We start from the raw sequence: 12037 nt of genomic DNA, 5'->3' as shown, positions 1-12037 counted from the left end.
CCTGTACGCAGCTGACGCAATTGCGATGGCAACTGCCGCGAAACAGACCAAAGGAGAGTTGACAGACGCTCTGCCTTCGGGACACGTTGCGTGTGCTGCAACTGCAGCAAAGCTTAGCGCCTTTTTCAAAAAGGCAGGGGGATCCGGACTGCTGCAGCTGCAAAGCGCTGCGCCCTCGTGCCCCCGGAGGAAGACTGACAGAGGATCCAAGAAGATGACCAATGTTGTAATTGCATCCGCCGCGCGCACCGCCGTCGGCAGTTTTGGCGGCTCATTCGCCAAAACCCCCGCCCACGATTTGGGCACCGCCGTGCTGGAAGCCGTGGTCGCACGCGCAGGCGTCGACAAAAGCGAGGTGTCTGAGACCATCATGGGTCAGGTTCTGACCGCGGCCCAGGGCCAGAACCCTGCGCGTCAGGCCCATATCAACGCGGGCTTCCCGCAAGAGGCCTCTGCCTGGGGCATCAATCAGGTGTGCGGTTCGGGTCTGCGCGCTGTGGCACTCGGTGCCCAGCACATCCAACTTGGCGACGCCTCTATCGTCTGTGCTGGCGGTCAGGAAAACATGACCCTGTCCCCCCATGCCGCCAATATGCGGGCCGGTCACAAGATGGGTGACATGAGCTACATCGACACCATGATCCGCGACGGTTTGTGGGACGCGTTCAACGGCTACCACATGGGCCAGACGGCTGAAAATGTTGCCAACAAATGGCAGATCAGCCGCGACATGCAGGACGAATTCGCCGTCGCCAGCCAGAACAAGGCCGAAGCCGCCCAAAAGGCTGGCCGCTTTACGGATGAAATCACCCCCTTTACCGTCAAAACCCGCAAAGGCGACATCATCGTCGATCAGGATGAATACATCCGTCACGGTGCAACCATCGAGGCGATGCAGAAACTGCGCCCCGCGTTCACCAAGGATGGCTCTGTCACCGCAGCCAATGCCTCTGGCTTGAACGACGGCGCGGCCGCCACCCTTTTGATGAGCGCAGACGAAGCCGAACGCCGCGGTATCGAGCCGCTGGCGCGCATTGCCTCTTATGCGACAGCTGGTCTGGACCCGTCGATCATGGGCGTCGGCCCGATCTACGCGTCGCGCAAAGCGCTCGACAAGGCCGGTTGGTCCGTTGGTGATCTGGATCTCGTGGAAGCCAACGAAGCCTTTGCCGCGCAGGCCTGTGCCGTGAACAAGGATATGGGCTGGGATCCGGCCATCGTGAACGTCAACGGTGGCGCGATCGCCATCGGCCACCCCATCGGCGCCTCTGGCTGCCGCGTTCTGAACACGCTTCTGTTCGAGATGAAGCGCCGGGGCGCCAAGAAAGGCCTCGCTACGCTTTGCATCGGTGGCGGCATGGGCGTCGCCATGTGCGTGGAGCGCCCGTAAGGCGCGGCACTGTCGGAATACCAAAGGGCGCCTTCGTGGCGCCCTTTTCTTTGATGCGCCCCAGTTTCACGATGACGTCACGCGAGGAGGCGATGCATAGTAGATGGGCATAGAGTCGCAGGTGCAATCAAATATCGAATTTCACCGCGCAATATAATTGTGCATTTGACGTCAAAATAGTAGCAAGATTACCAAGGCAATTACGGAGGAATACCCACATGGCACGTATCGCACTCGTCACCGGCGGCTCCCGCGGCATCGGCGCAGCAATTTCTCAGGCGCTGAAGGCCGAAGGTTATACCGTGGCGGCGACCTATGCAGGCAATGACGAAGCCGCAGCGAAATTCACCGAAGAAACCGGCATCAAAACCTACAAGTGGAACGTCGCCAGCTACGAGGAAAGCAAGGCCGGCATCGAACAAGTCGAGGCCGATCTCGGCCCGATCGACATTGTGGTTGCCAATGCAGGCATCACCCGCGACGCACCGTTCCACAAAATGACACCAGAGCAATGGCAGCAGGTGATCGACACCAACCTGACCGGCGTATTCAACACCGTTCACCCGGTCTGGCCCGGCATGCGCGAACGCGGTTTTGGCCGCATCGTCGTTATCAGCTCCATCAACGGCCAAAAGGGTCAGTTTGCCCAGGTGAACTATGCGGCAACCAAGGCGGGCGATCTCGGCATCGTTAAGTCTCTGGCTCAGGAAGGCGCTGCCAAGGGGATCACTGCCAATGCGATCTGCCCCGGCTATATTGCTACTGAAATGGTGATGGCTGTCCCGGAAAAGGTTCGGGACTCGATCATCGGTCAGATCCCGGCCGGCCGTCTTGGCGAACCTGAAGAAATCGCCCGCTGCGTGGCATTCCTTGTGTCGGATGACGCGCAGTTCATCAACGGTTCGACCATTTCGGCCAATGGTGGCCAATTCTTCGTCTGATCGCGACAGACCCCGAAAACGGCAAGGGCCGACCCGGCGGGTCGGCCCTTTTCCAATCCCGTAAGGACATGCGCGCTATGCCCAGCGGGAAATTCCAGTCTGCAGAACACCCGCACGGCGGGGGGCAAACAACCTGGCCCAGAACGCCCGCATCGCGCGGCCGCGCTCTTCATGTGCGCGTTCCATGGCCTGTTTCACGGCAGCAGTGGCTGTACATTCCATTTCTTCGGCCTCCATTCAGATCAACATCATTAACTTGACCTCAATATGATCCCTTACACACAGGCTGACAAACGAGACTTTTCAGAAGGTCAGTTAAGTATTACTTATGTGATATGTCTGATCGTCTCCCCCCTCTCACCGCCCTTCGCGCTTTTGAAGCAGCGGCCCGCCACATGTCCTTTGCCCGTGCGGCAGAGGAGCTGAATGTCACCCCTGCCGCCCTTTCGTTTCAGATCAAATCTCTGGAGGAACACCTCGGCACGCCTGTTTTTCGTCGGCTGAACCGGGCAGTCGAGCTGACAGAGGCAGGGCAGGTTCTGGCCCCCGGCACTTCAGATGCCTTTCAGGCGCTCAGCACAGCCTGGCGCGCAGCATTGCGGCTTCAGGACGAAGGCGCGCTGACCGTGACCGCGGGGCCTGCCTTTACCGCCAAATGGCTGGCGCCACGGTTTTATGAATTTGCTCGCGCCCACCCAGAAATCGACCTTCGGTTCTCAGCCAGCCTGCGGCGCGTTGACCTGGCCCGGGATGAGGTAGATGTTGCGATCCGCTTTGGATATGGGCCCTATCCGGATGTCTACTCGATGCGCCTGCCAGAGGAGTGGGTCATGCCGGTCATGACACCGGACATGGCACGCCAGTATGGCACCATCGAGGCATTGAAGAGCGCGCCGTTCATCCATGACGATTCGCTCAATTTCATGAATCCGCGACTGGATTGGCCCGCGTGGTTCCGCGCCGTCGGAGAGAGTTTTGAGCCCGCGCATGGCGCGCGGTTTTCGAACGCGGATCATGCGGTTGATGCAGCCCTCGCCGGGGCCGGCGTTGTTCTTGGCCGAAGGGCCCTGGTGGTCAAGGATCTGGCTGAGGGGCGCCTGGTTGCACCGTTCAAAACAGCCTTGACGGGCAAGGCGCATTTCAGCTTTCTCTGCCAGAAGGGGTCAGAAAACCGCCCGCAAATCGTGGCATTCCGCGACTGGATCGTGGCCGAAATCGAAAAGACTGCCGCCGTTTCCGAGGGGTTGAACATCGTGCCTGTGGTGACCGAAGAATGACCCGCCAACGCGCAACAGCCATCGGCTTTATCGCCGTCCTCCTTTGGGCGCTGCTTGCAGTGTTGACTGTTGGGACCGCCCCGGTTCCGCCACTGTTGCTCAATGCCATGTGCTTTACCCTTGGCGGCGGGCTTGGCCTGATCTGGTGCTGGCGAAGCGGTGGGTTGAGCCAGCTGAAATATGTCCCATGGCGTGTCTATGCCTTTGGCAGCATCGGGTTGTTTGGTTATCACGCGCTCTATTTTTCCGCGCTCCGCCTTGCGCCCGCAGCCGAAGCCGGTCTCATTGCGTACCTCTGGCCACTGCTGATCGTCTTATTTTCCGGGCTACTGCCAGGAGAGACGCTGCGGGCGGGGCATCTATTGGGAGCAGCTCTCGGCTTTGCTGGCGCGGCGACGATCATCACCGGAGGCGGCGCGAGCTTTGATCCTGCCGCCTTGCCCGGTTATGGGCTTGCACTTCTTTGCGCGCTTACCTGGTCAGGATACTCGGTTCTGGCTCGCAGGCTTGGTTCTGCACCAACCAGCACCGTTGCCGTGTTCTGCGTTGTGACCGCCCTGGCCTCATGGATCATGCACTTCGCGCTTGAGGAAACACTGTGGCCGCAGGGCGCGCTCGGATGGGGCTCGACCCTGGCGCTCGGACTGGGACCTGTTGGCCTGGCATTTTACGTCTGGGACATCGGCGTCAAACAAGGCGACATTCAAATGCTCGGAACCAGCTCATATGCTGCGCCCTTGTTGTCGACACTGGTCTTGGTTCTGGTTGGCATTGCCAGCCCCTCATGGACGCTCGCGATTGCCGCCTGCCTCATTACCGGCGGAGCGCTCCTCGCCGCTCGGGCAAGTGCGACCAAACCTGCCTGACCCTGCTATCTGTCCCATGCAAAAGGGCCATCAGCCGCGCTGATGACCCTTCACCTATCCTTCGTCTGTTTTCAGGGTGCACAGCCTTTCGGATCAGCCACCCCGACAGATTGTCAAAGCCCGCGCCTTAGGACGCTGTGAGACGCTCGATCTCTTCCTTCAGCTTCAACTTCTGCTTTTTCATTGATGCGATTTCCAATCGATCCGTCGAGGGCGATCGTTGGGCGTCTTCGACTACCATGCTCAGGTGCTCGTGTTTTTTCTTGAGTTCGGTCAGATGCGAGCTGAGGCTCATGTCATTCCTCCTTGTGAGCGTGTTGCGTACAGAACGAGTGGATCATAAGAAAATTGCGCTGTCACGCTGCAGGCGCATATATTTTGTCGCAAAACCGTCAAATAGGCGTGTCCTCGCCGATCTGCCCTGAAATCACATCCATACAGAGGGGCGCGCTCGTCGCATCACTTCGGCCAAGGCAGCGCGGCCCCCTCTCTCAGAACAGCCCGGATTTCAGGAACATAGCTTTCACGATCATCGGTGTGCCGGGCCCCTTCGTGCAGGACAAGCGGCGAATGCAAGCGAAAGTTGGCCCGCCCGCCTTTGCGCGCCCGCAAAAGCACCAGCTCCGCACCACGGCCAACCCGCGGGGAAAGCGGCAGCACCTCGACTGACCCCAATCGACCCAGACAGGCTGCAAGCATTTCCGGCAGGCGATCGGCCCGCTGGATCATATGCAGATAGCCCTTGTGCGCCAGCCGTCGGGCCGCAGCATCGAACCACAACTCAAGCGGGGTATCACCACCCAAAGCAATCTGCCGACCCGCATCCTGAGCCGGACTATGCGCGCCTGCCCGATAATAGGGCGGATTGGCAATCACGTGATCGAACTGCTGGTGTCGCAAATCAACGGGCAACGCGGACAGGTCGCCCTCAAACACTGACAGATCTGCTGCATTCAGCGCGGCATTGCGTCGCGCCAGATCGGCGTAATTGGCCTGCAGCTCCAGACCGCTGAGCGCCAACCCCGGCACCCGCGCCGCGAGGCACAGCAGCGCCTGCCCGCCCCCGCAGCCCAGTTCCAACACCCGCATACCCGACCGCGCAGGCACAGCCGCCGCCAACAACACCGGATCAACCCCGGCACGGTATCCCTGGCGCGGCTGCAATAGGCGAACCCGCCCGCCGAGGAAGTCATCCTGGCTCAGCTCTTCAGCAGAAAATCCGGCCATCACCGCAATGGAATTTCATTATCACGCATCACGCGTTCAGCCTGTGCATGATCTTCTTCCCGCACCATCAATCTTCGCGGGAAAATACCGATACCACCTTCAAGGATGCTCATATTTACGTCTATTTGAAAGCAGTCTATATCCTCTCCCTCAAGAAGGGCGGTGGCAAAGGCCATGATGGTTGGGTCGGTGCTGCGCAAAAGTTCCTTCATAGGGATGGATCTAAGGGCAAGGCCCGCGCCTTGTCGAGCCTTGCAAGCGGGAAAACGATGAATCAAATCCTGACGCAAAAGCCGCACGATATGCTGGCCGCGACACTCAGCGAAGAAATGGCAGCGGTTAACACGCTGATCCGGACGCGCATGGCGTCAAAACACGCGCCTCGCATTCCCGAGGTGACAGCCCATCTGGTCGAGGCCGGCGGCAAACGCCTGCGCCCGATGCTGACCCTCGCCGCTGCCCGCCTGTGTGGCTATAGCGGCGACAATCACGTCAAACTGGCGGCAACGGTGGAGTTCATCCACACCGCGACCCTGCTTCATGATGACGTGGTAGACGAAAGCGGCCAACGACGTGGCCGTCCGACCGCAAACCTGCTGTGGGACAACAAAAGCTCGGTTCTGGTGGGCGACTATCTGTTCGCCCGCAGTTTTCAGTTGATGGTCGAAACCGGTTCTTTGCGGGTTCTGGACATTCTGGCGAACGCCTCCGCCACCATTGCGGAAGGTGAAGTGCTGCAAATGACAGCCGCAAGTGACCTCGCCACGGATGAAGACATCTACCTGCAAGTTGTCCGCGGGAAGACCGCAGCGCTGTTTTCCGCCGCAACCCAGGCAGGTGGCGTCATCGCCGAGGCCAGCGAAGCGGAAGTTGATGCGCTTTATGCTTACGGGGATGCGCTCGGGATTGCGTTTCAGATCGCGGACGATCTTCTCGACTATCAAGGCGACAGCTCTGCAACCGGCAAAAACGTTGGTGACGATTTCCGCGAGCGCAAGCTAACGCTGCCGGTCATCAAGGCAGTTGCACAGGCCACAGCCGAAGAACGCGCTTTTTGGGTTCGCACCATCGAAAAGGGTCGGCAAGACGAGGGTGATCTGGATCACGCGCTGGCACTGATGGACAAATACGACACGCTTGGCGCAACTCGCCGTGATGCAATGGCTTGGGTGGCCAAGGCGCAGGATGCGCTGACTGCGCTTCCAGAGGATCCCATCCGTCAGATGCTGCATGATCTGGCCGACTATGTGGTGGCTCGTCTCGCCTGACCCAGTCCCTGGGGCAGGCACAGAAATCCAAAAAGCCAGCGCATCTGCGCTGGCTTTTTCGTTTGGAATTGTGGTCGTTCAGCGCAGCAACCGGCCCGCCCGCACCCACCATTCTGGATGATCAGCAAGCACAGCAGCACGTGCTGCACTTGCCGTTGCATCGTCGGCATAGAGACCATAGCAGGTCGCCCCCGAACCCGACATTGCGTGAAACAGTGCAGGCGTTGCAGCCAACGTCGCCAGCGCCTCGCCGATTATCGGCTCCAGGGCGACGGCTGGACCTTGAAGGTCATTGCGTTGCGCACGCAACCAATCAGCCAGCGCCTCTGTGGTTTGCCAAACTGGCAGCACATCTGCCATCGCAGGATTGTGACGGTTCTCCATCGCCCGAAAAATCGCGGGTGTCGCGACAGACACACCCGGATTGACCAGTACAATCGCGCAATCGGGCAAGGGCGGTAGCGCGTGCAACTCTTCCCCGATCCCCCGCATCCGCTGTGTTCGCGGTGTCATGCAAACCGGCAGGTCCGCCCCAAGCGAAAGCACATCTGCGGTCTCCGGCAGCGGCAGATCCCACACCTCACACAAAGCCCGAAGGGTTGCCGCCGCATCGGAGGACCCCCCGCCAATGCCCGAAGCCGGCGGCAGGTGTTTTTCCAACGTCAGCACCGCGCCCCGGCCAGCAGCAAACAGTTCAGCGGCCTTCATCATCAGGTTGCTGCCGTCCGTCGGCACCCCTGCCGCCATCGGGCCAGCCACCTGTAGGCTCAGCCCATCAGCGGGAGAGGCAGAAATCCGGTCTCCGATGTCAGCAAAGCCAACCAGCGAATCCAGCAGATGATATCCATCTGCACGCTGGCCGGTGACATGAAGGGTTAGATTGATCTTAGCGGGGGCAAAGGCCTCAACCGTCATTCGCAACCTTCAGCGGCTCGGCGCCTTCTTCCAGGAGAACCGCATCCAGACCGATCTCAAGCTTTCGGCGAATGCGTTCAGGGTCGGCCTCGCCGTCTGTATCTTCAGGGTCGATAAAGGAAAGCGCGCGTTTCCACTGGAATTCCGCTTCGCGGGCCCGCCCGACAGCCCAGTAGACATCACCCAGATGGTCATTCACCACCGGATCCACCGGCATCAGCTCGACGGCGGTTTCCATATGCCCCACCGCATCCTCGTACCGGCCAAGGCGGTAAAGCACCCAACCGAGGCTATCAACGATGTAGCCTGCATCTGGACGGGCGTCGACGGCCCGCTCGATCATCGACAGCGCCTCATCCAGCTTGATCTGCTTTTCCACCAGAGAGTAGCCAAGATAGTTCAGCACCTGCGGCTGGTCCGGACGGATTGCAAGAGCTGCGCGGAAATCGGCCTCTGCCTGGTCCCAATTCTTGAGCCGCTCATGACAGATGCCACGGGCATAAAGCAGGAACCAGCGGCCATCCTGTGCCTCGTCAATCAGGCCAAGGGCTGTGTCATAGGCCTTCACCGCACCGGCATAGTCCTCTTGCTGGCGCAGCAGATCGCCGAGGTTGGTGTAAACCGGCGCCTCGTTGGGGAAGTCGCGGGCAAGTTGCTGAAGCACTTCTGCGGCGGCATCCGGCTTCGCTGCACGGCGCAACGCCTCTGCCCGGCCCAGTTCAGCGGCGTGATAGTCCGGGTGGCCACGGGGCACCATCTTGTAGAGATCAATCGACAAGGCATAGCGGCCCAGCTTGTCGAACAGTTCAGCCGCCAAAAGGATCGCATCAACGTGATCTTCGCGCAGTGCAGCCGCAACACGGGCATACATCAGCACGTAGTCGTCAGCCATCTCCCCATTCAGCGCAGCCCCCATGGTAAAGAAAACCTCTGCGATACCGTCGCGAGGTGTGGCAGCCAGGGTGAAGGGCAGCGTCTCTCCCGCGTGCAGACGGTCCGACAGAGCCGTCAAACCAGGATCCAGCTGCCCGTCAAAAGCATCCGCCATGACCTGCAGCGCCTGCTCGTTTCGGCCAAGCTGAGACAGGATTTCCAGTCGCGCGATGACAGCCCGGCGGGAGGTATTGGTCAATTGACCATCGTCAGCTGCAAACAGCGCCTCAGCGCCTTCGTAGTCCCCGACAGAGGCAAGCGCCAAGGCACGGTGATATCGGGCAAAGAGGCCAAGACCGTCTTTCTTTCCCAGTTCATCAAACTGTGCGAGCGCGGCGCTGACGGACCCAGCCCCAAGATGCGCCCACCCCAAAATCAGTCCATCGACCAAACCGTTGATCTCGTATTGCGCGCCTTTGCGGTCGATGATGGCCTGAAAATCCTCTTTCAGGACTGTATCGGCGGCCATCACGATATTGGCGACCTGGCTGCGCGCACCCAATTCCCACAGGCGCGCGGCAACGGGCGCGGCACCTGCAACATCACCAAGGGCCAGTCGGGCAAATACCACGTGCTCCATCAGCAACGGATTTTGCGGATCCCTGACCAAAGCCCGGTTGTAGTAATCTGCCGATGCCTCGAAATCACTGTCGAGCGTTGCCGCCCGTGCGGCCAGATATGACCCCGCAAGACCATCCGCCTGCGCGATGGATGGCAGGGGCAAAGCGGCCGCAAGCGCGGCGGCACAGGTCAGGCTGCGAAGAACTGGGACGGGCACGCGGGGCCTCCTTCTTGGTGACTGGTCTATTTCTGCCTCGGTCCAAAGCGTAGAACGCCACCCCCTGACACGCAATGGGGCAGCCCGAAGGCTGCCCCCATATTACCGGCAATTCCTTGCCGAAACCATTCGCGCGGCGATCACATGTTCGGGTAGTTTGGCCCGTCACCACCTTGGGGCGTCGTCCAGGTGATGTTCTGCGACGGATCCTTGATGTCGCAGGTCTTGCAGTGAACGCAGTTCTGGAAGTTGACCACAAACTCTGGTTTGCCGTCTTTTTCGACCACTTCATACACACCCGCCGGGCAATAGCGCTGCGCCGGTTCCGCGTATTTCGGCAGGTTCACCTGAATCGGTGTATCCTGATTGCCAAGGCGCAGGTGGCAGGGCTGGCTTTCCTCGTGGTTGGTGGCCGCAAATGCCACGTTGGTCAGGCGGTCAAAGGACAGGACACCATCGGGCTTGGGGTAGTCGATCGGTTTGTGCTGATCTGCAGGCTCGGTCGCCTCAGCATCGTTCTTGCCGTGACCAATCGTTCCGAACAGGGAAAAACCAAATGTGTTGGTCCACATATCCAGACCACCCAGCATCAGAGACGCAGTCAGCCCCCACTTGGACCACATCGGTTTGACATTGCGCACCTTCTTGAGGTCCGCGCCAATCGCACCGTCGCGCACGCTGACTTCGTAGGCGGCCAGCTCGTCGCCCGAACGCTCTGCCTTGATGGCGTCAAAGGCCGCTTCCGCGGCGGCTTTACCGGACAGCATGGCGTTGTGGTTGCCCTTGATGCGCGGCACGTTGACCATACCCGCAGAACACCCCAGAAGCGCGACGCCTGGCGCCACCAGCTTGGGCATGGACTGATAACCGCCTTCGGTGATCGCACGGGCGCCATAAGCGACGCGTTTGCCACCCTTCAGCAGCTCTGCCACCATCGGGTGATGCTTGAAGCGCTGGAACTCCATGTAGGGATAGAGATGCGGGTTCTTGTAGTTCAGGTGAACCACAAAGCCGACATAAACCTGATTGTTGTCCAGGTGGTAGATGAACGAGCCACCGCCAGCATTGGAGCCAAGCGGCCAGCCCATGGTGTGGGTAACAGACCCCTCTTTGTGCTTGGCTGGATCGATCTCCCAGATCTCTTTCATGCCAACGCCGTATTTCTGCGGCTCCTTGCCATCAGACAGGCCGTATTTGGCGATCACTTCCTTGGACAGCGAACCGCGCACCCCCTCGGAGAGGAACACGTATTTGCCATGCAGCTCCATCCCCGGCTCGGTGTTGGGACCGTAGGAGCCATCAGCCTCCAGGCCGAAGACACCGGCAACCACGCCTTTGACTTCACCGTTGTCGCCGTAAACCAGCTCGGAACAGGCCATGCCGGGGAAGATCTCGACACCCAGCTCTTCCGCCTGCTCTGCCATCCAACGGCAGACATTGCCCATAGAGACAATATAGTTGCCGTGGTTGTTCATCAGCGGCGGCATGGGGAAATTCGGGATGCGGATCTGACCCGCTTCACCCAGCATGTAGAAATTGTCGTCCTTGACCGGCACGTTCAGCGGTGCGCCTTTTTCCTTCCAGTCAGGGATCAGCGCATCCAGACCACATGGGTCAAGCACTGCCCCTGACAGGATGTGCGCGCCCACTTCGGACCCTTTTTCCAGCACCACAACCTGCAGGTCGCTGTCCAGTTGCTTCAGTCGGATCGCAGCAGACAGACCAGCCGGGCCTGCCCCAACGATCACAACGTCGTATTCCATTGCTTCGCGTTCAATCTCGGCCATAGAAGGCTCCTTAGGCTGTGGCTCAGGACCAACCCATGCGGGCTGTGCGTCCTTGGCGTAATTTTCTTTCGCGGTTGCTTAGCGGGTGGCAGAGGTTCTGGTCAATCCAAACTCTACGTTACGGTGATCTAGAAACCTCAATTGCGACAAATGGTGCGTCAAATATCGTCATTTGGCGTTCTGTTCCCGTCTTTGGTCAAATCCGACGGCCGATCCCCCATCAAATACCGTGGCCCCTGCCCGTTTTGGGCTACCGCATCGTCGGGATTGTACAACTTGCAATTGGGCAGAGACAGGCAACCGCAGCCGATGCAGCCATCAAGATTGTCCCGCAGACGCTCCAGCGTCTCGATTCGGGCATTCAGATGATCGCGAAACTGCTCAGACAGGCGTGCCCAATCGGCCTTTGTCGGCGTCCGCCCACCCGGCAGACTTTTGAGAAAACCGTGGATCTCTGGCAGCGAGAAGCCAAACTTTTGTGCAACCATGACAAAACTCAGCCGCCGCAGGTCGGCGCGATGGAACCGCCGCTGTCCACCTGCATTGCGCCAGGGCTCAACCAGCCCCTGCGCCTCGTAGTAGCGAATTGCCGACACTGCGAGCCCGGTTCGCTCTGCCAGATAGCCGATCGACACACCTGCTGATTTCGCCATGA

13 protein-coding genes are annotated in these 12037 nt (G+C 59.8%); 5 read left to right on the top strand and 8 right to left on the bottom strand.

Annotated elements, in window-relative coordinates:
• Nucleotides 1-214: 214 nt before the first annotated feature.
• Together NIT7645_RS11880 and phbB are read left to right on the top strand one after the other, a co-directional pair.
• The gene (locus NIT7645_RS11880; RefSeq protein WP_037302984.1) at nt 215-1390 is read left to right on the top strand and encodes an acetyl-CoA C-acetyltransferase; all 1176 of its coding nucleotides are present in this window, start codon (nt 215-217) and stop codon (nt 1388-1390) included.
• 218 nt (nt 1391-1608) lie between these two features.
• Nucleotides 1609-2331, top strand: coding sequence for an acetoacetyl-CoA reductase (gene phbB / locus NIT7645_RS11875; protein WP_008560328.1), 723 nt, complete (start codon nt 1609-1611; stop codon nt 2329-2331).
• Between the two features lie 75 nt (nt 2332-2406).
• Here phbB and NIT7645_RS19525 read toward each other — a convergent pair whose 3' ends face one another.
• A complete protein-coding gene (locus NIT7645_RS19525; RefSeq protein ID WP_008561730.1) occupies nt 2407-2568 on the bottom strand; it encodes a hypothetical protein in 162 nt (53 codons plus the stop codon).
• A gap of 98 nt (nt 2569-2666) precedes the next feature.
• On the opposite strand from NIT7645_RS19525, the gene NIT7645_RS11870 reads away from it, so the two are divergent.
• Nucleotides 2667-3608, top strand: a complete 942-nt coding sequence (locus NIT7645_RS11870) for a transcriptional regulator GcvA (protein ID WP_050687192.1) — start codon at nt 2667-2669, stop codon at nt 3606-3608.
• On the top strand, nt 3605-4474 hold the full coding sequence (gene yddG, locus NIT7645_RS11865; RefSeq protein WP_008559983.1) for an aromatic amino acid exporter YddG: 870 nt from the start codon (nt 3605-3607) through the stop codon (nt 4472-4474). Before NIT7645_RS11870 ends, yddG begins: the two co-directional genes overlap by 4 nt.
• Before the next feature lie 127 nt (nt 4475-4601).
• Here yddG and NIT7645_RS19330 read toward each other — a convergent pair whose 3' ends face one another.
• The 3 genes from NIT7645_RS19330 to NIT7645_RS19325 form a co-directional block, all read right to left on the bottom strand.
• Nucleotides 4602-4769, bottom strand: a complete 168-nt coding sequence (locus tag NIT7645_RS19330; protein WP_008561393.1) for a YdcH family protein — start codon at nt 4767-4769, stop codon at nt 4602-4604.
• A gap of 164 nt (nt 4770-4933) precedes the next feature.
• Entirely contained in the window at nt 4934-5701 is a 768-nt protein-coding gene (locus NIT7645_RS11860) for a tRNA1(Val) (adenine(37)-N6)-methyltransferase (RefSeq protein ID WP_037302573.1), read from the bottom strand.
• Complete coding sequence (locus tag NIT7645_RS19325; RefSeq protein WP_074964252.1) at nt 5701-5913, bottom strand: putative signal transducing protein; 213 nt, start codon at nt 5911-5913, stop codon at nt 5701-5703. The genes NIT7645_RS11860 and NIT7645_RS19325 overlap by 1 nt, the downstream gene beginning before the upstream one ends.
• Nucleotides 5914-5970: 57 nt before the next feature.
• Between NIT7645_RS19325 and NIT7645_RS11855 the strand changes: the two genes are divergently transcribed.
• Nucleotides 5971-6969 carry a polyprenyl synthetase family protein gene (locus NIT7645_RS11855; protein ID WP_037302985.1) on the top strand — a complete coding sequence of 333 codons (999 nt, stop codon included), beginning with the start codon at nt 5971-5973 and terminating at the stop codon, nt 6967-6969.
• A 78-nt stretch (nt 6970-7047) separates the two neighbouring features.
• Here NIT7645_RS11855 and NIT7645_RS11850 read toward each other — a convergent pair whose 3' ends face one another.
• The 4 genes from NIT7645_RS11850 to soxR form a co-directional block, all read right to left on the bottom strand.
• Nucleotides 7048-7884, bottom strand: coding sequence for a 4-(cytidine 5'-diphospho)-2-C-methyl-D-erythritol kinase (locus NIT7645_RS11850; protein WP_008562656.1), 837 nt, complete (start codon nt 7882-7884; stop codon nt 7048-7050).
• Nucleotides 7874-9595 (bottom strand): tetratricopeptide repeat protein, encoded by a 1722-nt coding sequence (locus NIT7645_RS11845; RefSeq protein WP_050687190.1) that lies wholly within the window; start codon nt 9593-9595, stop codon nt 7874-7876. The genes NIT7645_RS11850 and NIT7645_RS11845 overlap by 11 nt, the downstream gene beginning before the upstream one ends.
• A gap of 140 nt (nt 9596-9735) precedes the next feature.
• A complete protein-coding gene (locus NIT7645_RS11840; protein WP_008562818.1) occupies nt 9736-11382 on the bottom strand; it encodes an electron transfer flavoprotein-ubiquinone oxidoreductase in 1647 nt (548 codons plus the stop codon).
• A 158-nt stretch (nt 11383-11540) separates the two neighbouring features.
• Nucleotides 11541-12035, bottom strand: a complete 495-nt coding sequence (soxR, locus tag NIT7645_RS11835) for a redox-sensitive transcriptional activator SoxR (protein ID WP_008560882.1) — start codon at nt 12033-12035, stop codon at nt 11541-11543.
• Nucleotides 12036-12037: the final 2 nt, after the last annotated feature.

The organism is Phaeobacter italicus, assembly GCF_001258055.1.
GTDB lineage: Bacteria > Pseudomonadota > Alphaproteobacteria > Rhodobacterales > Rhodobacteraceae > Phaeobacter > Phaeobacter italicus.
The sequence above is the reverse complement of the archived record's forward strand: the minus strand, read 5'-3'. Positions and strand labels throughout refer to the sequence as shown.

Coding starts and splice junctions, on each gene's coding strand:
- phbB (WP_008560328.1), top strand. CDS start 1,609: ATGGCACGTATCGCACTCGTCACCGGCGGCTCCCGCGGCATCGGCGCA.
- NIT7645_RS11880 (WP_037302984.1), top strand. CDS start 215: ATGACCAATGTTGTAATTGCATCCGCCGCGCGCACCGCCGTCGGCAGT.
- NIT7645_RS11850 (WP_008562656.1), bottom strand. CDS start 7,884: ATGACGGTTGAGGCCTTTGCCCCCGCTAAGATCAATCTAACCCTTCAT.
- NIT7645_RS11855 (WP_037302985.1), top strand. CDS start 5,971: ATGAATCAAATCCTGACGCAAAAGCCGCACGATATGCTGGCCGCGACA.
- NIT7645_RS19325 (WP_074964252.1), bottom strand. CDS start 5,913: ATGAAGGAACTTTTGCGCAGCACCGACCCAACCATCATGGCCTTTGCC.
- NIT7645_RS19525 (WP_008561730.1), bottom strand. CDS start 2,568: ATGGAGGCCGAAGAAATGGAATGTACAGCCACTGCTGCCGTGAAACAG.
- soxR (WP_008560882.1), bottom strand. CDS start 12,035: ATGGCGAAATCAGCAGGTGTGTCGATCGGCTATCTGGCAGAGCGAACC.
- NIT7645_RS11870 (WP_050687192.1), top strand. CDS start 2,667: ATGTCTGATCGTCTCCCCCCTCTCACCGCCCTTCGCGCTTTTGAAGCA.
- NIT7645_RS11840 (WP_008562818.1), bottom strand. CDS start 11,382: ATGGCCGAGATTGAACGCGAAGCAATGGAATACGACGTTGTGATCGTT.
- NIT7645_RS19330 (WP_008561393.1), bottom strand. CDS start 4,769: ATGAGCCTCAGCTCGCATCTGACCGAACTCAAGAAAAAACACGAGCAC.
- yddG (WP_008559983.1), top strand. CDS start 3,605: ATGACCCGCCAACGCGCAACAGCCATCGGCTTTATCGCCGTCCTCCTT.
- NIT7645_RS11860 (WP_037302573.1), bottom strand. CDS start 5,701: ATGGCCGGATTTTCTGCTGAAGAGCTGAGCCAGGATGACTTCCTCGGC.